The sequence below is a fragment of the Enterococcus sp. C65 genome (assembly GCF_040887165.1).
GTDB classification, from domain to species: Bacteria; Bacillota; Bacilli; order Lactobacillales; family Enterococcaceae; genus Enterococcus_B; species Enterococcus_B hirae.
Window position 1 is genome coordinate 78,285 of the sequence record NZ_JBFOFG010000002.1, and the last position, 18,491, is coordinate 96,775.

Sequence of the window (18,491 nt, forward strand, 5' to 3'; positions counted from 1 at the left end):
TAGTTTCGTGTAAAATAATTATCGATGATATGGGCATGTGATAGACTTTTGGTTTATCACATACCTATCAGACAAATAAAAAATATATTGTATTTTTAGGAGGACATTTTAAAATGGCAAAAGAAAAATTTGACCGTTCTAAACCACACGTTAACATTGGTACAATCGGACACGTTGACCACGGTAAAACAACTTTAACAGCAGCAATCACAACTGTACTATCTAAGAAAAACGGCGGCCAAGCTATGGCTTACGATCAAATCGATGGTGCTCCAGAAGAACGCGAACGCGGAATCACAATTTCAACAGCTCACGTTGAGTACGAAACTGACACTCGTCACTACGCTCACGTTGACTGCCCAGGACACGCGGACTACGTTAAAAACATGATCACTGGTGCTGCTCAAATGGACGGAGCTATCTTAGTAGTATCTGCTGCTGATGGTCCTATGCCTCAAACTCGTGAACATATCCTATTATCTCGTCAAGTTGGTGTTCCATACATCGTTGTATTCTTGAACAAAGTAGATATGGTTGACGACGAAGAATTACTAGAATTAGTTGAAATGGAAGTTCGTGACTTATTAACAGAATACGAATTCCCTGGTGACGATGTTCCTGTAGTTGCTGGTTCAGCTTTGAAAGCTTTAGAAGGCGACGCTTCATACGAAGAAAAAATCCTTGAATTGATGGCTGCAGTTGACGAATATATCCCAACTCCAGAACGTGACAACGACAAACCATTCATGATGCCAGTCGAAGACGTATTCTCAATCACTGGTCGTGGTACTGTTGCTACAGGTCGTGTTGAACGTGGACAAGTTCGCGTTGGTGACGTTGTAGATATCGTTGGTATCGCAGAAGAAACAGCTCAAACAACAGTTACTGGTGTTGAAATGTTCCGTAAATTATTAGACTACGCTGAAGCTGGAGACAACATTGGTGCTTTACTACGTGGTGTTGCACGTGAAGACATCCAACGTGGACAAGTTTTAGCTAAACCAGGTACAATCACACCTCATACAAAATTCTCTGCAGAAGTATACGTGTTGACAAAAGAAGAAGGTGGACGTCATACTCCATTCTTCACTAACTACCGTCCACAATTCTACTTCCGTACAACTGACGTAACAGGTGTTGTTGAATTACCAGAAGGAACTGAAATGGTTATGCCTGGCGACAACGTAACAATGGAAGTTGAATTAATCCACCCAATCGCTATCGAAAACGGTACTAAATTCTCAATCCGTGAAGGCGGACGTACAGTTGGTGCCGGTGTCGTTACTGAAATCAAAGCTTAATCTTTGATCAACTGAATTGTAAGCAACATTGTATTCGGACAATAAAAAGTCATGGTGTCATTAGACATCATGGCTTTTTTTATGGCTTATTTTAAACTTTATTGAGTAAATGAAAGCATTTTGTTTGACAAAAGGAAAAAAAGATATTGACAAAAAAACGTTCCCTCGATAAAATTAAAGCGTTAACATATTTATTTTTCATGTGACTAGATCATACTAGGCATGGGAAGATTCCGTCGATAAGGAGACTTTGGTGGAATTTTTCTATGCTTTTTTTGTTGTCAAGCTTAAGATTGATAAAGGATGATTGGTCCATGAAGTAACTTTAATTCTGCAGAAAAAGGGTTATTATTATGAAAATCAAAAAGATTTTTAATCAAAATGCGGTCTTAGTCGATGACGATGGACAAGAAAAGGTCGCAATTGGTAAAGGTGTTGGATTCGATAAAAAGCGCAATGACTTGATTTTTCATCGAGAAATTGAGCGGATGTTTGTGATGGAGCCAGAAAGTCAAATGAAACTACAAAGTTTGCTGAATCAAATTGACGAAAAGTTTCTTTTTGCTGCTGAACACATTATTGATCATGCAGAAACAGTTTTAATGAAAAAGCTGAATGAGCATGTGTTGATCGCGTTAACGGATCATATTGCTTTTGCTGCTGAAAATATTCGTAATGGAATTGTTATTCGAAATAAATTACTGCGAGAAATCGAGGCGCTGTACCACGAAGAATTTAGTATTGCGCAATGGGCAGTTGATTATTTGAATCACACTTTAGCTATTCCTTATACATATGATGAAGCGGGTTATATAGCGATACATATCCATAGTGGTCATAGCGGACAAACTAGTAATCATCGTAGCATTCGCGAAGTCACGATCGTGTCGGAAATTATCCAGTTGATTGAAAAAGAGCTGAGGATCGATATCCATTCCGAACAAATGGCACTGAATTATTCTCGTTTAGCAAACCATCTTCGGTTGTTGATCCAACGGTATCACAATCAGCAGTATGCGGTCTTAGACGAGGAGATTATTGAGATAGTCAAACGAAAATATTCAGGAAGTTATGCAGTCGCAAAAAAAATTCGAGTACTTTTAACTAAACAATATCAAATGTCTATTACAAGCGAAGAACTTGGTTATTTAGTTATTCATATCGAACGCTTGCGAGGGACAACAGAATAGGAGAACAAAATGAAAACATACTTACAACGAATGGGACGTTCCTTGATGTTACCAGTAGCAACCCTTCCAGTAGCTGCTTTATTCATGGGGATTGGTTATTGGATCGATCCGACTGGTTGGGGTGGCAATAACATTTTTGCCGCTTTTATGATCAAAGCTGGAGGAACAGTCTTAGATAATTTAGGAATCATTTTTGCTGTTGGATTAGCATTGGGGATGTCTAAGGACAAAGATGGTTCATCAGCATTGGCAGGATTGATCGCCTTTTTAGCACCAGTCACATTAGTCAATAGTGCTTCTGTTGCATTGTTTACTAAAGTGGATGTTGAAAAAGTGAATATCGCTTTTGATGCAATCAATAATAAAAATGTATTTATTGGAATTTTGGCAGGCTTAGTCGCTGGTGCGATGTATAATCGCTTCAGCGGAGTTAAATTACCAATGGCGTTGTCTTTCTTTAGTGGAAAACGAGCAGTACCGATCGTAACAGCTGGTTTAATGGCAATTATTTCTGCTTTATTGATTTTTGTTTGGCCACCAGTTTATGATACATTGGTTAGTTTCGGTGAATTGATCTCTGGAATGGGCGCGTTAGGTGCTGGTCTATATGGCTTCTTCAACCGTTTGCTGATTCCAACTGGTTTACACCATGCACTGAACAATGTTTTTTGGTTCAATTTAGCTGGAATTGATGATATCGGTAAATTCTGGGCAAGTGAAGGGGTAAAAGGAGTCACTGGTATGTATCAAGCTGGTTTCTTCCCGGTCATGATGTTTGGGTTACCTGCTGGTGCACTTGCTATCTATCAATGTGCGCGACCAGAAAAGAAAAAAGTGACTGCATCTTTGATGTTAGCTGCCGCTTTCGCTTCTTTCTTTACAGGAGTGACTGAACCGTTAGAATTTTCATTTATGTTTGTCGCTTGGCCATTGTACGTCGTTCATGCTGCTTTAACAGGGATTTCGATGTTTATCGCAGCAACCTTCCATTGGACAGCGGGCTTTAATTTTAGCGCCGGCTTTATTGATTTCTTCCTAAGCTTACGTGTACCTATTGCCAATCAACCATTAATGCTATTGGTATTAGGCTTGGCGATGGGTGTGATTTATTACTTTACATTTTTATTTGTCATCAAAAAATTCAATTTGATGACGCCGGGGCGTGAAGAAGATACTGGAGTTGCAGAAAATGGGGAAGTAGGAACAGTGCCAACTGGTGACAATCGATTTGCCACGCTAGCTAATCAACTTTATCAAGCATTAGGTGGTGCAGCGAACGTTGTTTCCATTGACAATTGCACGACACGTTTACGCTTGTATGTAAAAGATACGGCAAAAGTTGATCAAGGGAAAATCAAAGCGACTGGCGTTCCAGGTCTGAAAGTAATTGATGCCAAAAATATTCAAGTGATCGTTGGAACGGAAGTCCAATTTGTTGCAGATGAAATGAAAAAAATTCATGGAAGTAGCGGCAAAGGAACTGCTCAGTCCACGCCTACTGTGACAACCAAAACAGTCGTTGATCCACAAAACCAAGATATTTTTGCGGTAGCAAATGGGAAGCTAATGCCAATCACAGAAGTGGCAGATGATGTCTTTTCACAAAAAATGATGGGAGACGGGTTTGCGGTTCTACCAACGAATGGTGAAGTGTTTGCCCCAATCGCTGGTACGATTATGAATATTTTCCCAACGAAACATGCTGTCGGTATCAAAACGGAATCAGGCGTTGAAGTCCTTTTGCATATGGGGGTCGATACCGTGAACTTAAAGGGAGCGCCTTTTACGATCTACGTGGAAGAGGGACAAAATGTTGCACGTGGACAATTAATTGCAACTATGGATTTAGCTGCACTGCAATCAGCAAACAAACAATCAGATCTGATCGTTGCTTTTACCAATGGTGAAAAAGTGGCGAAGCTAACGATGGATGCTAGTGGGGTAGTTAAAGCAAATGCTGTGATTGGTCATGTTAAGAGTAATTAAGGAAGAAAACTACTGACACCAATCAATAGTTACTTATTTTCATCGTTTCTAATTTTCATCACTTTCATTTAATCTGATGTATCGTGTAAAACATCGAAGACAGGTCTTTGCCTGCTTCGGTGTTTTTTTGTCTTTTTTGATACATTTTTTGTAAACGCTTTTAAAAATGTCCAGAGTAATGGACAGAACAAAAAATGAGTTGTCAGAAAATTCCGTTATAGTATAAACAAGGAGGTTGAACAAATGCAGCTAAGCAAAAGAGAGAAAGAAATGGTCGAATACTTTGTTAAACATGGCTTATCCCTTACAGCTCAGGAGTTAGCTGAATTTGCCCATGTTTCTACGAAAACGGTCTACCGTACGATTAAAAAGATAAATGATGTGTCTGAAAACGGGGAAATCATTTTGGCAGAGGCAGGCAAAGGATTTCGGTTAGACTACGATAAATATTTAAATGTGAGTGCAACGCATAATGAAAGTCGAACGAGTCAAGGACCTTTGGAAAGAAGAAATGCGATTTTGCTTAATTTGTTGTTTAAGGCACCCAAGAAGTTATTAATCAATGAATTGTTCCATCCGTATTATGTGAGTGATCCGGTAATTAGTAATGATTTGGCTAAGATCAGTTTATTTTTAATGAAAAACCACCTCCAACTTAAACGCCAGGGTACCCGAATTGGTATCGAAGGAACAGAAAAACATATTCGTAAAGTAGTGAATATGCTATTAAGTATCCATTTATTGGAAGATAAAAAAGTGGTTCCTAGTCACCCAATGATCAGCTCATTTGATATCAATTTTATTACTTCGATCGTTGAGTTTATCGAACAAAAACTAGTCAGCCGAATTGCCTATCCATATGCAATGAATATTTTTTCTCATATTTATATCTTAGTCAAACGCTTCCGTGAAGGGGTCGTGTATCTAGAAGAAGATACGTGGGATTTAGATGAAGAAGATCAGGCGCTGATCCATTATAACCAGGAACTGTACCAACTATCAAAGCAAGTCATGCTCAAATTAGGTCAATATTTAAATACGACTCTCCCTGAAAGTGAAACTTTTTATCTTTTTCAATACTTGATTTCCTCCAGGATCGAAAATGGTTCGATTAAACATCAAAATATCTCAAATGAAGCTGAAGAAATCACCCGTTTTTTTTCTGCTACGATGAGCCGGCTCATGGGAGTGGCGATTGATCAAGAACGAAACCGACATGATTTGTATAGTCACATTCAGCCGCTATTGTATCGATTAAAACATGAGATCACAATCAAAAATGATTTGTTGCACGACATTGAATTAGAGTACCAGGAAACGTTTCAATTAGTAGAATTTGTCAGTAAAATGGTCCAAAAAAAATTTCATACAAACCATATATCCAAAGATGAAATTGGATTTTTAACATTATACTTTGTGAGATACAAAGAGTTAGCCCCAATAAAAAAACGTGTATTGATCATGTGTAGTAGTGGTGTTGGAACTTCAGAACTATTGAAAGTCAAAGTAAAAAAAGCCTTTCCTGAATTAGAGATTATTGCTGTTTTATCTTCTCGGCAGTACCAGAAAAACCAAGCGGAATTTAGTAAGATCGATTTGATTTTAACAACGGTTTGTTTGAATGAGCCACCGAAGATTCCCACGATATTAGTAAACTCAGTATTTACCAAGCAAGACGAAAAACGTGTGAAGCAAATGTTAGGAGAGATGTGAAATGGTTACAAAACAGGTAACGTCAGAATTTAGTATCGCAAATGTGATTACAGAAAAACTGATACGTTTAGAAATGAAAGCGAAAACAAAAAAAGAAGCGATTCTCGAATTAAGTGAATTACTAAAAGAAAACGGCATTATCAAAGATGTTGGTGATTTTTCATCAGATGTCTTTCAACGGGAGAAAGAAGGAATCACAGGGATTGGAAACGGTGTGGCGATTCCCCACGGAAAATCAGCGAGTGTCATTCAGACTTCTTTGGTTGTGGGTAAAGTCGAGACCCCGATCCCTTGGGAATCATTAGATGAGCAGCCTGTAAAGGTCATTATCTTATTTGCAGTAAAAGATACAGATGCCAATACTGTTCATATCAAATTGTTACAAAAAGTAGCAATGTTATTAGCAGAAGATACCATTATCGAAAAAATGAATCAGGCAACTAGTAAAGCAGAATTAATGGAACTATTAGCAAAAGAACCAACTGTCTAAAAGAAAAGGAGGAAGAAAAAATGAAGATCGTCGGAGTAGCAGCCTGTACTTCAGGAATTGCACATACGTATATTGCCAAACAAAAATTAGAAAAAGCAGCAAAAGCATTAGGACATGAAGTGCACATCGAAACACAAGGAACAATTGGTACAGAAGACGAGTTATCGAAGGAGGAGATCAAGCAGGCAGATGTCGTCATTATTGCAGCAGATATCAAAATTGGTGGAAAGGAGCGGTTCGAAGGAAAAAAAGTGATTGAGATTCCTACGAACATGGTCATTAAAGCACCGAAAGGGTTGATTACTAAAATTGAAGAAGAACTCAGTAAAACATAAAAGGAGAGGAATTGGATGCTTCGTCAACTACAATTAAAAAAGCATGCACTGACAGCTATTTCATACATGTTACCAGTTGTTGTGACCGCTGGACTCTTGATCGCTATTGGGAATTTAACAGGTGGGCAAGTCATCAATGATTATCAAACGTCTTATTCTGTACCCGATGCCTTAGTTTCTCTAGGGGTTTTGGGCATGGGATTATTGGCTCCAGTGATTTCTGCAGCGATTGCCTATTCCATTGCCGATCGCCCAGGGATTGGTCCAGGTTTGTTTATGGGGTTAATTGCAAATGCCATTGGCGCAGGTTTTTTAGGTGGTATGTTAGGCGGTTACTTGGTGGGGTTCTTTGTCCTGTTATTGGTGAAATATCTCAAAGTTCCTAAGTGGGCACAAGGATTGATGTCGATGATGATCATCCCACTGTTAGCGACCCTTAGTATCGGTTTATTGATGTTTTTCGTGGTAGGTGTGCCGATTGTTTGGGCAACAGAAGCGATGACCGATTTTTTACAAGGACTACAAGGTTCTGGAAAATTCCTCTTTGGGTCAATTGTCGGTGGGATGGCTGCCTTTGATTTTGGTGGACCAGTCAATAAGGTAGCCTCATTGTTTGCTGATGGGATGCTTTTGGAAGGTGTGCAAGAACCAGAAGCTGTGAAAGTGTTAGCGTCAATGGTTCCGCCTTTCGGTGTCACCATTTCATGGGTTTTATCTAAGTTATTTCGGCAAACAAAATATTCAAAAGAAGAAGAAAACAACATTAAGATTGCTTTTCCGATGGGACTTTGCATGATTACGGAAGGCGTTATCCCCTTAGCGGCAGTTGATCCGCTTCGTGTGATCATTTCGTGTACAGCTGGTGCAGCGATTGGCGGAGGTTTGAGTATGTCGTGGGGAATTGGGTCACCAGTTCCTTCTGGTGGGGTCTTTATTATCCCAGCAATGACGGATCCGTTGAAGTTTACTTTTGCCTTATTGATTGGTTCTGCAGTTACCGGCATTCTATTGTTTGTTTTGAAAAAGGCGCCAGCTGAACATCCTGTCGTAGAGGAAGAAGAGGAAGAAGTAGATTTTTCTTCTATTAAATTATCTTAAAAACTGTAGGGAGAAGGATTTGATATGTATGTGTCAATGAAAGAGATGCTCAAAAAAGCAAATCAAGAAAACTATGCTGTCATGGCGATCAATTGCTTTAATCTAGAAACAGCTAAAGCAACGATCCAAGCTGCTGAGGAATTACATGCGCCGATCATCATAGATTTATTGCAAGATCACTTAAAGCAACACATCAATTATCATTATTTAACGAAGCCCATCATCCGTATGGCACAGGATGCCAAAGTCGAAGTAGCGATTAATCTAGATCATGGTCAAGACATCGCATTTGTCAAACAGTGCTTACAAGAAGGATTTTCCAGCGTCATGATGGATGCTTCGATGTATCCCTTGGATCAGAATATCGAAATAACGAGAGCGATGGTTCAATTTGCCCAAACGTATGATGCGAGCGTAGAAGCAGAAGTAGGAAATATGGGGGCAGTCACAGGCGACCATTTTACAGATGATGCCATGTGTACGGACCCAGCAGAAGCAATCCGATTGATCAATGAAACGGGTGTGGACTGCTTAGCGATTTCCTATGGCTCCAGTCACGGAGATTATCCTAAAGGGTACAAACCACGTTTTCGTTTCGATATTGTCCAAGAAATAAAAGAGAAGACTCAACTTCCGTTAGTTTTACATGGGGGGTCAGGAGCGGGAAAAGACAACATTCGCCAATCCATTGAGTTAGGGATCAATAAGATCAATGTTGGTTCTGATTTTATGAAGGCGCAACAACAAAGATGCCAACAGCTTCTACAACAGGAGCCAACGATCGAATACCCCACTCTCATCCAACAAACAGTCATAGCAGGAAAAGAGTTAGTTCAGCAATACATTCAACTATCAGGTTCAACCAATAAATCATAGAAATGGAGAAAATAGACGATGTTAATCAATATGAATCAAATGTTAGAAATTGCCAAGGAAAATCATTTTGCAGTAGGGGCGTTTAACGTTGCTGACAGCAACTTTTTACGAGTAGTCATTGAGGCGGCAGAAGAAAATGATGCACCCGCAATCATTGCAGTCCATCCGACAGAATTAGACTTTACCAAAGATGAGTTTTTCCAATATGCAGTGAGCCGAGCGAAAAACAGCGCTGTGCCTTTCGTTATCCATATGGATCATGGCGATAGCTTAGCAAGTATCATGCGAGGGATTCATTGTGGGTTTAGTTCAGTTATGATCGACGGATCCTTGTTGCCATTTGAAGAAAATATTGCACTAACAAAAGAAGTGGTAGATGTTTGCCATAAGATCGGGGTTTCGGTTGAAGGCGAACTAGGAACGATTGGTAACACGGGTACTTCAGTAGAAGGCGGTGTATCGGAAGTCATTTATACGAAGCCGGAAGATGCACAGGAATTTGTGGAACGTACAGGAATCGATTCGTTAGCGGTGGCAATCGGAACCGCTCATGGTATCTATCCAAAAGATGTCAAGCCAGCATTGAAAATGGATGTTTTAACAAGTATTAAAGAAAAAGTAGCCATTCCGCTAGTTTTACATGGAGGATCTGCTAATCCAGACGAAGAAATTGCAAAAGCAGTGCAAATCGGTATTCAGAAAGTCAATATTTCATCCGACTATAAATATGCTTTTTATAAAAAGTGTCGTGAGATCTTAGCTACAACAGAGCTATGGGACCCAAATGCCATTTATCCTGAATGTATCGCAGCAGCAAAAGAAGTGGTGAAGCAAAAGATGGAACTCTTCCATTCAATCAACCAAGCAAAAGTCTATCGTCAAGCGAATATTCAACCTTGGCGACAAGAACAGAACTAAAAAAAATAATCCAAACTTTGTTTTTCAAGAAAAGTGTATGGCTTAGATCGTCTATCACTTCCGATAGTTAATAGAATAAAAAACCGTAGAAACCAACATGATTGGGGGTTCTGCGGTTTTTTTGAATAACTGAAGATAGGCGAACTACTATAGGAAGGAAGTTTAGTAGAAATAAAATGTGACATTTAAGGATAAGAGGCATCTAAAGTTATCTAAATGAAAACTTATGAAAACAAATTGTTTTTTACAGGAAAAAAGCCTTGCTTTGTGGATTTAGATATATTATAATTACAAAGGTGCGTTTACCTAAACGTAAATGTCACAGACGTGATCTATAGGATTTCGTCGGCTAAGAAACGAGAGGTTGCGACACGCCCGGACGCTTTGCCACGAACGAGCGTGACGGAAATTTTCGTGGAGCTATGTCTACTTTTCAAAATAGGCGAAGGAGGGAACAAGATGGCAAAACAAAAAATTCGTATCCGTTTAAAAGCGTATGAACACCGTATTTTAGATCAAGCGGCGGATAAAATCGTGGAAACTGCAAAAAGAACTGGAGCTAGCGTGTCTGGTCCAATTCCATTACCAACTGAACGCAGTCTTTACACAGTTATTCGTGCGACTCACAAATACAAAGATTCACGCGAACAATTCGAAATGCGTACACACAAACGTCTTATCGACATTGTGAACCCAACACCAAAAACTGTTGATGCTTTGATGAAGCTAGACTTACCATCTGGTGTTAACATCGAAATCAAACTATAATATTAAAATAAAATTAATGGAGGTGTACTCATGACCAAAGGAATCTTAGGGAAAAAAGTGGGAATGACACAAATCTTCACTGAATCTGGCGAATTAATTCCAGTAACTGTTGTAGAAGCTACTCCAAACGTAGTGCTACAAGTGAAAACAATGGAAACTGATGGCTACGAAGCTATTCAAGTTGGTTACCAAGATATGCGTGAAGTTTTATCAAACAAACCTGCGAAAGGTCATGTTGCAAAAGCAAACACGGCTCCTAAGCGCTTCATTCGTGAATTCAAAAATGTTGAGCTAGGAGAATATGAAGTAGGAAAAGAAATTACAGTAGATGTTTTCCAAGCAGGAGACATTATTGATGTAACAGGTACTACGAAAGGTAAAGGATTCCAAGGGGTTATCAAACGTCACGGCCAAAGCCGCGGACCAATGGCTCACGGTTCTCGCTACCATCGTCGTCCTGGGTCAATGGGTCCAGTTGCACCTAACCGTGTATTCAAAAACAAACGTCTTGCTGGCCGTATGGGTGGCAACCGCGTAACAATCCAAAACTTGGAAGTTGTCCGCGTTGATGCAGAAAGAAACGTTATCTTAATTAAAGGAAATGTTCCTGGAGCTAAAAAATCATTAATCACTATCAAATCAGCTGTGAAAGCTAAATAATAGTAGGAAGAAAGGAGGAACTAAGGAATGCCGAATGTAGCATTATTCAAACAAGATGGAAGCCAAAACGGTGAAATCACACTTAACGAAGAAATCTTCGGAATTGAACCAAATGAAAGTGTTGTTTACGATGCAATCGTTATGCAACGTGCGTCATTAAGACAAGGAACACATGCGGTTAAAAACCGTAGTGCTGTTCGAGGCGGTGGACGTAAACCATGGCGTCAAAAAGGAACTGGTCGTGCTCGTCAAGGATCAATCCGCTCACCACAATGGCGTGGAGGTGGCGTAGTCTTTGGACCAACACCACGTTCTTACAGCTACAAACTTCCTAAAAAAGTTCGTCGTTTAGCAATGAAATCTGTATTGTCAGAAAAAGTTGCTGAAAACAACTTGGTAGCAATTGAAGGATTAAGCTTCGATGCACCAAAAACAAAAGAATTTAAACAAGTTCTTGCTAACTTATCTATTGACTCTAAAGTATTGGTTGTTCTAGAGAATGGTAACGACTTTGCTGCTTTATCAGCACGTAACTTACCAAACGTAACTGTAGTAACTTCTGATAACGTAAGTGTTCTAGATGTTGTTTCAAATACAAAAGTGTTAGCAACACAAACTGCTCTTACTCAAATTGAGGAGGTGCTTGCATAATGAACTTACTAGACGTAATCAAACGCCCAGTGATCACTGAAAAATCAATGCTTGCCATGGATGACAAGAAATATACTTTTGAAGTGGACACTCGTGCAAACAAAACTTTAGTAAAACAAGCGGTTGAAGCTGCTTTTGACGTAAAAGTTAAAAACGTGAACATCGTGAACGTACGTGCGAAATTCAAACGTATGGGCAAATATGCAGGATATACAAAAAAACGTCGCAAAGCGATCGTTACATTGACTGAAGATTCAAAAGAAATCCAATTATTCGAAGCTGCTGAATAAGCACTTACTAGATAACTCATTAAATTAGGAGGGAAAAACGTGGCGATTAAAAAGTACAAACCTACCTCAAATGGTCGTCGTAACATGACAGGTTCTGATTTTGCTGAAATCACAACATCAACACCTGAAAAATCATTGTTACAACCATTGAAAAACCATGCTGGACGTAACAATAACGGCCGCATCACTGTACGTCACCAAGGCGGCGGACACAAACGCCAATATCGCGTGATCGACTTCAAACGTAACAAAGATAACGTTGTTGCAACTGTTCAAACGATCGAATACGATCCAAACCGTTCAGCTAACATCGCGTTAGTACACTATGAAGATGGAGTGAAAGCTTACATCTTAGCACCAAAAGGACTACAAGTTGGAATGAAACTTGTTTCAGGTCCAGATGCAGATATCAAAGTCGGAAATGCTCTTCCTTTAGAAAACATTCCAGTTGGTACTGTTATCCACAATATTGAAATGAAACCTGGTAAAGGTGGACAATTAATCCGTTCTGCTGGTACAAGTGCTCAAGTACTTGGTAAAGAAGGCAAATACGTATTGATCCGCTTAAACTCTGGTGAAGTTCGTATGATCTTAGCTGCTTGCCGTGCAACAATCGGTTCAGTAGGTAACGAACAACACGAATTGATCAACATCGGTAAAGCTGGACGCTCTCGTTGGATGCGTAAACGCCCAACTGTACGTGGTAGCGTAATGAACCCTAACGATCACCCACACGGTGGTGGTGAAGGTAAAGCTCCTATCGGACGTAAAGCACCAGTTTCTCCTTGGGGACAACCAGCACTTGGTTACAAAACTCGTGATAAAAAAGCTAAATCAGACAAACTTATTGTTCGTCGTCGTAAAAATAAATAATTTCTTTGACCATGTGTCGCACATTTTGAGAGGAGGTTCACCATGGGTCGTAGTTTAAAGAAAGGACCTTTCGTTGATGAGCATTTAATGAACAAAGTTGAAGCTCAAGCAGGGGTTGAAAAGAAAAAAGTTATCAAAACTTGGTCTCGTCGTTCGACCATTTTCCCAAGTTTTGTTGGATATACCATCGCAGTATACGATGGACGTAAACACGTACCAGTTTACATCCAAGAAGATATGGTAGGACACAAACTAGGTGAATTCGCACCAACAAGAACTTATCGTGGCCATGCTGCAGACGATAAGAAAACGAAACGCTAATTGAGGGGAGGATAAAACCAAATGGCAGAACAAATCACATCAGCTAAAGCAACTGCAAAAACAGTTCGCACTTCACCTCGAAAAGCCCGTTTAGTAATTGACCTTATCAGAGGTAAAAGTGTTGCGGATGCAATTTCAATCTTGAAATTCACACCAAACAAATCTGCTGGAATCATTGAAAAAGTATTGATGTCAGCAGTTGCGAATGCAGAAAACAATTTTGACTTAGATGTTGAAAACTTGGTAGTATCTGAAGCATTTGTTAACGAAGGACCAACAATGAAACGTTTCCGTCCACGTGCAAAAGGATCAGCTTCTCCAATCAACAAACGTACAAGTCATATCACGGTAGTCGTATCAGAAAAATAAGGAGGGATAATCAGTGGGTCAAAAAGTACATCCAATTGGAATGCGTGTAGGCATCATCCGCGACTGGGATGCTAAATGGTATGCTGAAAAAGAGTATGCAGAGTTCTTACACGAAGATTTAAGAATCCGTAAATTTATTTCAACTAAACTTGCTGATGCTGCTGTATCAACAATTGAAATCGAACGTGCTACAGGCCGTGTTAACATTTCAATTCACACAGCAAAACCAGGTATGGTTATTGGTAAAGGCGGATCTGAAGTCGAAAACCTAAGAAAAGAATTAAATAAATTAACTGGTAAAAGAATCCATATCAACATCGTGGAAATCAAAAAACCAGATCTAGATGCAAAATTAGTAGGTGAAGGAATCGCACGTCAATTAGAAAATCGTGTTGCTTTCCGTCGCGCTCAAAAACAAGCCATCCAACGTTCAATGCGTGCTGGCGCTAAAGGGATCAAAACTCAAGTATCTGGACGTCTAAACGGTGCGGACATCGCTCGTTCAGAAGGATACTCAGAAGGAACTGTTCCTCTTCACACATTACGTGCGGATATTGATTACGCATGGGAAGAAGCAGATACAACATACGGAAAACTAGGAGTTAAAGTGTGGATCTATCGTGGAGAAATTCTTCCAACTAAAAAAAACACTGAGAAAGGAGGGAAATAATCATGTTAGTACCTAAACGTGTAAAACACCGTCGTGAATTCCGCGGAAAAATGCGCGGGGAAGCCAAAGGTGGTAAAGAAGTAGCATTCGGTGAATACGGTTTGCAAGCTGTTGATTCACATTGGATCACTAACCGCCAAATCGAAGCTGCTCGTATCGCAATGACTCGTTACATGAAACGTGGTGGGAAAGTATGGATTAAAATTTTCCCTCACAAATCTTATACTGCCAAAGCAATTGGGGTACGTATGGGTTCTGGTAAAGGGGCACCTGAAGGATGGGTTGCACCAGTAAAACGTGGTAAAATCATGTTTGAAATTGCAGGCGTGTCTGAAGAAGTGGCTCGTGAAGCGTTACGTCTAGCTTCTCACAAATTACCAATGAAAACTAAGATCGTAAAACGTGAGGAAATGGGTGGTGAATCGAATGAAGGTTAAAGAAATCAGAGAATTAACCACTGCCGAAATGCTTGATCAAGAAAAACAATTAAAAGAAGAATTGTTTAATCTTAGATTCCAATTAGCAACAGGTCAATTAGAAAACACTGCACGTATTAAAGAAGTACGTAAATCGATTGCACGCATCAAAACTGTATTGCGTGAACAAGCTAAGTAATTATGGAAGGAGGCCATTAAGCGTATGACTGAAGAAAGAAATCAACGCAAAGTTTATCAAGGTCGCGTGGTATCTGACAAAATGGATAAAACCATTACAGTTTCTGTTGAAACAAAGAAAAACCACCCTATCTATGGCAAACGCATGAACTATTCTAAGAAATACAAAGTGCATGATGAAAACAACACAGCTAAAGTTGGCGACATCGTGAAAATTATGGAAACTCGTCCATTATCAGCTACAAAACGTTTCCGTTTGTTGGAAGTAGTCGAAGAAGCAGTTATTATCTAATAACACGAGATTTTCCTATATAGATTGAATGCAAAATCTGAAAGGAGGATACACAACGTGATCCAAGCAGAAAGTCGTTTAAAAGTCGCTGATAATTCAGGCGCACGTGAAATTTTGACGATCAAAGTCCTTGGTGGTTCTGGTCGTAAAACTGCTAACATCGGTGATGTGATCGTTGCTACGGTTAAACAAGCAACGCCAGGTGGGGTTGTCAAAAAAGGTGACGTCGTAAAAGCCGTTATCGTTCGAACAAAATCAGGAGCTCGTCGTACAGACGGTTCATATATTAAATTTGATGAAAATGCTGCAGTGATTATTCGTGATGATAAAAGCCCTCGTGGAACGCGTATCTTTGGGCCGGTTGCACGTGAACTACGTGAAAACAACTTCATGAAGATCGTTTCACTAGCACCAGAAGTTTTATAATCTTGAGACACTTATCAAAGGAGGTGCGAAACAGTTATGTTTGTTAAAAAAGGCGATAAAGTTAAAGTTATCACTGGAAAAGACAAAAATAAAGAAGGCGTTGTATTAGCAGCGTTTCCGAAAAAAGATAAAGTCATTGTCGAAGGTGTGAATGTTGTTAAAAAACACCAAAAACCTTCTCAAGCTGCTCCTCAAGGTGGAATTGTTGAGATGGAAGCACCAATTCATGTTTCTAACGTGATGGTGATCGACTCTACTGGCGTAGCTGGCCGAGTTGGCTACAAAGAAGTAGATGGCAAAAAAGTCCGCGTTTCTAAAAAAACCGGTGAAGTTTTAGATAATAAATAAGTTTAAGGAAGGAGGGGCTTACTGAATGAACCGCCTAAAAGAAAAATATCTTAAAGAAGTAACTCCATCATTGATGGAAAAATTTAACTATAGCTCTGTTATGCAAACACCTAAAGTTGAAAAAATCGTCATCAACATGGGTGTTGGTGATGCGGTATCAAACGCTAAAAACTTAGATAAAGCAGTTGAAGAATTAACTTTGATCACTGGACAAAAACCAATGATTACTAAAGCTAAAAAATCAATCGCTGGATTCCGTTTACGTGAAGGAATGCCAATTGGGGCAAAAGTTACCTTGCGCGGAGAAAGAATGTACGAATTTCTAGACAAATTGGTTTCAGTTTCTCTACCACGTGTACGTGACTTCCATGGTGTAAGTAAAAAAGCCTTTGACGGTCGTGGAAACTATACTTTAGGTATTAAAGAACAATTGATCTTCCCAGAAGTAGATTACGATTTAGTAGATAAAGTACGTGGTATGGACATCGTTATTGTAACGACAGCTAACTCAGATGAAGAATCTCGTGAGTTGTTGACACAATTAGGCATGCCATTCCAAAAATAATTAAAGGAGGCGAACTACGTGGCTAAAAAATCAATGATTGCTAAAAACAAACGCCCTGCAAAACATTCAACACAAGCTTACACTCGTTGCGAACGTTGCGGACGTCCACATTCAGTTTATCGTAAGTTCCATCTTTGCCGTATTTGCTTCCGCGAACTTGCCTATAAAGGTCAAATTCCCGGCGTGAAGAAAGCTAGCTGGTAAAAAAGTAAATTCGCATAAGAAGGAGGTAAAAGATCAATGGTCATGACAGATCCAATTGCAGATTTTCTAACTCGTATCCGTAACGCAAACATGGTTAAACATGAGTCTTTAGAAGTTCCTGCATCAAAAATTAAACGTGACATCGCTGAAATCTTAAAACGTGAAGGTTTCGTTCGTGATGTTGAATATATCGAAGATGACAAACAAGGCGTGATCCGTGTTTTCCTAAAATTTGGTAAAAACGGCGAACGTGTTATCACTAACTTAAAACGTATCTCTAAACCAGGTTTGCGTGCTTATGTCAAAGCTGACGAAGTACCAAAAGTATTGAACGGTTTAGGTATCGCAATCATTTCGACTTCTGAAGGTGTTGTTACTGATAAAGAAGCTCGTGAAAAAAATATCGGCGGCGAAGTTATCGCTTACGTATGGTAATCAACTAGAATTTACAAGGAGGTGTCTTTAAGTGAGCCGTATTGGAAATAAAGTTGTTGTGATCCCTGAAGGAGTAACAGTTACTCAAGATGGAAACAACATTACAGTTAAAGGACCTAAAGGTGAATTAACACGTACTTTCTCTTCTGATATCAAAATGAATATCGAAGGAAACGAAGTGACTTTCACTCGTCCAAATGACAGTAAAGAAATGAAAACAATCCATGGAACAACTCGTGCTAACTTCAACAACATGGTTGTAGGTGTTAGTGAAGGATTCCAAAAAGCATTAGAATTGATCGGGGTTGGGTACCGTGCGCAATTACAAGGATCAAAACTTGTCTTGAACGTAGGTTACTCACATCCAGTAGAAATCACACCACCAGCTGGCGTAACTGTTGAAGTACCAGCTAACACACAAGTAATTGTTAAAGGTGCGAACAAAGAAGAAGTTGGCGAATTAGCTGCGAACATTCGCGGAACTCGTCCTCCAGAACCTTATAAAGGTAAAGGTATTCGTTATGTTGGCGAATATGTACGCCGTAAAGAAGGTAAAACTGGTAAATAGTTTAGAAAAATTGCATAGAAGCCAGCAGCAGGAAAAAAGGATTTTGCAGAAGTTTACCTTCATTCAAAAGAAATTTAACTTGTGCCGCAGCTTCTATTTTTCGAGACTTTGGTGTTTCTGCCTAAGTGCAGTACAATAAAATTAAAGAGGTGACAATTGTGATTACAAAACCAGATAAGAACAAAACACGTCAGAAAAGACATCGTCGTGTACGTAACAATATCTCTGGTACTGCTGAGCGCCCACGCTTGAACGTTTTTCGTTCTAACAAAAACATCTACGCTCAAATTATTGATGACGTAGCGGGTGTAACGCTAGCAAGTGCCTCTACCTTGGATAAAGAAATTTCAGGTGGAACAAAAACAGAAGCAGCACAAGCTGTCGGTAAATTAGTTGCTGAACGTGCAACTGAAAAAGGCATTAAAGTAGTAGTCTTTGACCGTGGTGGATACCTTTACCATGGCCGTGTGCAAGCTTTAGCTGAAGCTGCTCGCGAAAATGGACTAGAATTTTAGGAAAAGGAGGAATAC

The 18,491-nt window shown here is 39.5% G+C and carries 27 protein-coding genes; all 27 read left to right on the top strand.

The features are described 5' to 3' along the window. Positions 1 to 113 precede the first annotated feature (113 nt). The 27 genes from tuf to rplR all read left to right on the top strand — a co-directional run bounded on the left by tuf (position 114) and on the right by rplR (position 18,476). Positions 114 to 1,301, top strand: coding sequence for an elongation factor Tu (gene tuf / locus AB3I12_RS02440; protein ID WP_010720459.1), 1,188 nt, complete (start codon positions 114 to 116; stop codon positions 1,299 to 1,301). 353 nt (positions 1,302 to 1,654) lie between these two features. Continuing rightward, complete coding sequence (locus AB3I12_RS02445; protein WP_010736794.1) at positions 1,655 to 2,491, top strand: PRD domain-containing protein; 837 nt, start codon at positions 1,655 to 1,657, stop codon at positions 2,489 to 2,491. 9 nt (positions 2,492 to 2,500) lie between these two features. After that, entirely contained in the window at positions 2,501 to 4,477 is a 1,977-nt protein-coding gene (gene nagE, locus AB3I12_RS02450) for an N-acetylglucosamine-specific PTS transporter subunit IIBC (RefSeq protein WP_063626395.1), read from the top strand. Between the two features lie 243 nt (positions 4,478 to 4,720). Next, on the top strand, positions 4,721 to 6,190 hold the full coding sequence (locus AB3I12_RS02455; protein ID WP_063626396.1) for a PRD domain-containing protein: 1,470 nt from the start codon (positions 4,721 to 4,723) through the stop codon (positions 6,188 to 6,190). Position 6,191: 1 nt separating this feature from the next. Continuing rightward, positions 6,192 to 6,680 carry a PTS sugar transporter subunit IIA gene (locus AB3I12_RS02460; protein WP_063626397.1) on the top strand — a complete coding sequence of 163 codons (489 nt, stop codon included), beginning with the start codon at positions 6,192 to 6,194 and terminating at the stop codon, positions 6,678 to 6,680. Positions 6,681 to 6,700: 20 nt separating this feature from the next. Continuing rightward, positions 6,701 to 7,015 (top strand): PTS fructose transporter subunit IIB, encoded by a 315-nt coding sequence (locus AB3I12_RS02465; RefSeq protein ID WP_010736797.1) that lies wholly within the window; start codon positions 6,701 to 6,703, stop codon positions 7,013 to 7,015. A gap of 15 nt (positions 7,016 to 7,030) precedes the next feature. Beyond that, on the top strand, positions 7,031 to 8,113 hold the full coding sequence (locus AB3I12_RS02470) for a PTS fructose transporter subunit IIC (protein ID WP_063626398.1): 1,083 nt from the start codon (positions 7,031 to 7,033) through the stop codon (positions 8,111 to 8,113). 24 nt (positions 8,114 to 8,137) lie between these two features. Then, a complete protein-coding gene (locus tag AB3I12_RS02475) occupies positions 8,138 to 8,989 on the top strand; it encodes a class II fructose-bisphosphate aldolase (protein WP_010720452.1) in 852 nt (283 codons plus the stop codon). Positions 8,990 to 9,007: 18 nt separating this feature from the next. Continuing rightward, positions 9,008 to 9,907: a ketose-bisphosphate aldolase gene (locus tag AB3I12_RS02480; protein WP_010720451.1), complete on the top strand. Its 900-nt coding sequence runs from the start codon at positions 9,008 to 9,010 to the stop codon at positions 9,905 to 9,907. Positions 9,908 to 10,366: 459 nt separating this feature from the next. Next, the gene (gene rpsJ, locus AB3I12_RS02485) at positions 10,367 to 10,675 is read left to right on the top strand and encodes a 30S ribosomal protein S10 (RefSeq protein ID WP_010720450.1); all 309 of its coding nucleotides are present in this window, start codon (positions 10,367 to 10,369) and stop codon (positions 10,673 to 10,675) included. A 30-nt stretch (positions 10,676 to 10,705) separates the two neighbouring features. Then, entirely contained in the window at positions 10,706 to 11,335 is a 630-nt protein-coding gene (gene rplC / locus AB3I12_RS02490; protein ID WP_002290445.1) for a 50S ribosomal protein L3, read from the top strand. 27 nt (positions 11,336 to 11,362) lie between these two features. Continuing rightward, positions 11,363 to 11,986, top strand: a complete 624-nt coding sequence (gene rplD / locus AB3I12_RS02495) for a 50S ribosomal protein L4 (protein ID WP_010720449.1) — start codon at positions 11,363 to 11,365, stop codon at positions 11,984 to 11,986. Next, positions 11,986 to 12,276, top strand: coding sequence for a 50S ribosomal protein L23 (gene rplW, locus AB3I12_RS02500; RefSeq protein WP_002290449.1), 291 nt, complete (start codon positions 11,986 to 11,988; stop codon positions 12,274 to 12,276). Before rplD ends, rplW begins: the two co-directional genes overlap by 1 nt. 39 nt (positions 12,277 to 12,315) lie before the next feature. Further along, positions 12,316 to 13,149: a 50S ribosomal protein L2 gene (gene rplB, locus AB3I12_RS02505; protein WP_010720448.1), complete on the top strand. Its 834-nt coding sequence runs from the start codon at positions 12,316 to 12,318 to the stop codon at positions 13,147 to 13,149. A 42-nt stretch (positions 13,150 to 13,191) separates the two neighbouring features. Continuing rightward, complete coding sequence (gene rpsS / locus AB3I12_RS02510) at positions 13,192 to 13,470, top strand: 30S ribosomal protein S19 (RefSeq protein ID WP_010720447.1); 279 nt, start codon at positions 13,192 to 13,194, stop codon at positions 13,468 to 13,470. Between the two features lie 21 nt (positions 13,471 to 13,491). Continuing rightward, the gene (gene rplV, locus AB3I12_RS02515; RefSeq protein ID WP_002288657.1) at positions 13,492 to 13,839 is read left to right on the top strand and encodes a 50S ribosomal protein L22; all 348 of its coding nucleotides are present in this window, start codon (positions 13,492 to 13,494) and stop codon (positions 13,837 to 13,839) included. A gap of 13 nt (positions 13,840 to 13,852) precedes the next feature. Further along, complete coding sequence (rpsC, locus tag AB3I12_RS02520) at positions 13,853 to 14,509, top strand: 30S ribosomal protein S3 (RefSeq protein WP_010720446.1); 657 nt, start codon at positions 13,853 to 13,855, stop codon at positions 14,507 to 14,509. Between the two features lie 2 nt (positions 14,510 to 14,511). Next, positions 14,512 to 14,946 carry a 50S ribosomal protein L16 gene (gene rplP / locus AB3I12_RS02525; protein WP_010720445.1) on the top strand — a complete coding sequence of 145 codons (435 nt, stop codon included), beginning with the start codon at positions 14,512 to 14,514 and terminating at the stop codon, positions 14,944 to 14,946. Next, complete coding sequence (rpmC, locus tag AB3I12_RS02530; protein ID WP_002288664.1) at positions 14,936 to 15,124, top strand: 50S ribosomal protein L29; 189 nt, start codon at positions 14,936 to 14,938, stop codon at positions 15,122 to 15,124. Before rplP ends, rpmC begins: the two co-directional genes overlap by 11 nt. Positions 15,125 to 15,148: 24 nt before the next feature. After that, positions 15,149 to 15,415, top strand: coding sequence for a 30S ribosomal protein S17 (gene rpsQ / locus AB3I12_RS02535; protein ID WP_010720444.1), 267 nt, complete (start codon positions 15,149 to 15,151; stop codon positions 15,413 to 15,415). Between the two features lie 57 nt (positions 15,416 to 15,472). Continuing rightward, the gene (gene rplN / locus AB3I12_RS02540; protein ID WP_002288669.1) at positions 15,473 to 15,841 is read left to right on the top strand and encodes a 50S ribosomal protein L14; all 369 of its coding nucleotides are present in this window, start codon (positions 15,473 to 15,475) and stop codon (positions 15,839 to 15,841) included. Positions 15,842 to 15,877: 36 nt separating this feature from the next. Beyond that, the gene (gene rplX, locus AB3I12_RS02545; RefSeq protein ID WP_010720443.1) at positions 15,878 to 16,189 is read left to right on the top strand and encodes a 50S ribosomal protein L24; all 312 of its coding nucleotides are present in this window, start codon (positions 15,878 to 15,880) and stop codon (positions 16,187 to 16,189) included. A gap of 25 nt (positions 16,190 to 16,214) precedes the next feature. Further along, the gene (gene rplE, locus AB3I12_RS02550; RefSeq protein ID WP_002288671.1) at positions 16,215 to 16,754 is read left to right on the top strand and encodes a 50S ribosomal protein L5; all 540 of its coding nucleotides are present in this window, start codon (positions 16,215 to 16,217) and stop codon (positions 16,752 to 16,754) included. Positions 16,755 to 16,772: 18 nt separating this feature from the next. Further along, a complete protein-coding gene (locus AB3I12_RS02555; protein ID WP_002356214.1) occupies positions 16,773 to 16,958 on the top strand; it encodes a type Z 30S ribosomal protein S14 in 186 nt (61 codons plus the stop codon). A 36-nt stretch (positions 16,959 to 16,994) separates the two neighbouring features. Next, positions 16,995 to 17,393, top strand: a complete 399-nt coding sequence (rpsH, locus tag AB3I12_RS02560) for a 30S ribosomal protein S8 (protein WP_002288675.1) — start codon at positions 16,995 to 16,997, stop codon at positions 17,391 to 17,393. A gap of 31 nt (positions 17,394 to 17,424) precedes the next feature. Next, positions 17,425 to 17,961 (top strand): 50S ribosomal protein L6, encoded by a 537-nt coding sequence (gene rplF, locus AB3I12_RS02565; protein WP_010720442.1) that lies wholly within the window; start codon positions 17,425 to 17,427, stop codon positions 17,959 to 17,961. Between the two features lie 158 nt (positions 17,962 to 18,119). Continuing rightward, positions 18,120 to 18,476 (top strand): 50S ribosomal protein L18, encoded by a 357-nt coding sequence (rplR, locus tag AB3I12_RS02570; RefSeq protein ID WP_005880747.1) that lies wholly within the window; start codon positions 18,120 to 18,122, stop codon positions 18,474 to 18,476. Positions 18,477 to 18,491: the final 15 nt, after the last annotated feature.

Bases quoted from the DNA above. Each gene is read 5' to 3' on its own strand.
- tuf (WP_010720459.1), top strand. From the start codon at position 114: ATGGCAAAAGAAAAATTTGACCGTTCTAAACCACACGTTAACATTGGT.
- AB3I12_RS02445 (WP_010736794.1), top strand. From the start codon at position 1,655: ATGAAAATCAAAAAGATTTTTAATCAAAATGCGGTCTTAGTCGATGAC.
- nagE (WP_063626395.1), top strand. From the start codon at position 2,501: ATGAAAACATACTTACAACGAATGGGACGTTCCTTGATGTTACCAGTA.
- AB3I12_RS02455 (WP_063626396.1), top strand. From the start codon at position 4,721: ATGCAGCTAAGCAAAAGAGAGAAAGAAATGGTCGAATACTTTGTTAAA.
- AB3I12_RS02460 (WP_063626397.1), top strand. From the start codon at position 6,192: ATGGTTACAAAACAGGTAACGTCAGAATTTAGTATCGCAAATGTGATT.
- AB3I12_RS02465 (WP_010736797.1), top strand. From the start codon at position 6,701: ATGAAGATCGTCGGAGTAGCAGCCTGTACTTCAGGAATTGCACATACG.
- AB3I12_RS02470 (WP_063626398.1), top strand. From the start codon at position 7,031: ATGCTTCGTCAACTACAATTAAAAAAGCATGCACTGACAGCTATTTCA.
- AB3I12_RS02475 (WP_010720452.1), top strand. From the start codon at position 8,138: ATGTATGTGTCAATGAAAGAGATGCTCAAAAAAGCAAATCAAGAAAAC.
- AB3I12_RS02480 (WP_010720451.1), top strand. From the start codon at position 9,008: ATGTTAATCAATATGAATCAAATGTTAGAAATTGCCAAGGAAAATCAT.
- rpsJ (WP_010720450.1), top strand. From the start codon at position 10,367: ATGGCAAAACAAAAAATTCGTATCCGTTTAAAAGCGTATGAACACCGT.
- rplC (WP_002290445.1), top strand. From the start codon at position 10,706: ATGACCAAAGGAATCTTAGGGAAAAAAGTGGGAATGACACAAATCTTC.
- rplD (WP_010720449.1), top strand. From the start codon at position 11,363: ATGCCGAATGTAGCATTATTCAAACAAGATGGAAGCCAAAACGGTGAA.
- rplW (WP_002290449.1), top strand. From the start codon at position 11,986: ATGAACTTACTAGACGTAATCAAACGCCCAGTGATCACTGAAAAATCA.
- rpsS (WP_010720447.1), top strand. From the start codon at position 13,192: ATGGGTCGTAGTTTAAAGAAAGGACCTTTCGTTGATGAGCATTTAATG.
- rplV (WP_002288657.1), top strand. From the start codon at position 13,492: ATGGCAGAACAAATCACATCAGCTAAAGCAACTGCAAAAACAGTTCGC.
- rplP (WP_010720445.1), top strand. From the start codon at position 14,512: ATGTTAGTACCTAAACGTGTAAAACACCGTCGTGAATTCCGCGGAAAA.
- rpmC (WP_002288664.1), top strand. From the start codon at position 14,936: ATGAAGGTTAAAGAAATCAGAGAATTAACCACTGCCGAAATGCTTGAT.
- rpsQ (WP_010720444.1), top strand. From the start codon at position 15,149: ATGACTGAAGAAAGAAATCAACGCAAAGTTTATCAAGGTCGCGTGGTA.
- rplX (WP_010720443.1), top strand. From the start codon at position 15,878: ATGTTTGTTAAAAAAGGCGATAAAGTTAAAGTTATCACTGGAAAAGAC.
- rplE (WP_002288671.1), top strand. From the start codon at position 16,215: ATGAACCGCCTAAAAGAAAAATATCTTAAAGAAGTAACTCCATCATTG.
- rpsH (WP_002288675.1), top strand. From the start codon at position 16,995: ATGGTCATGACAGATCCAATTGCAGATTTTCTAACTCGTATCCGTAAC.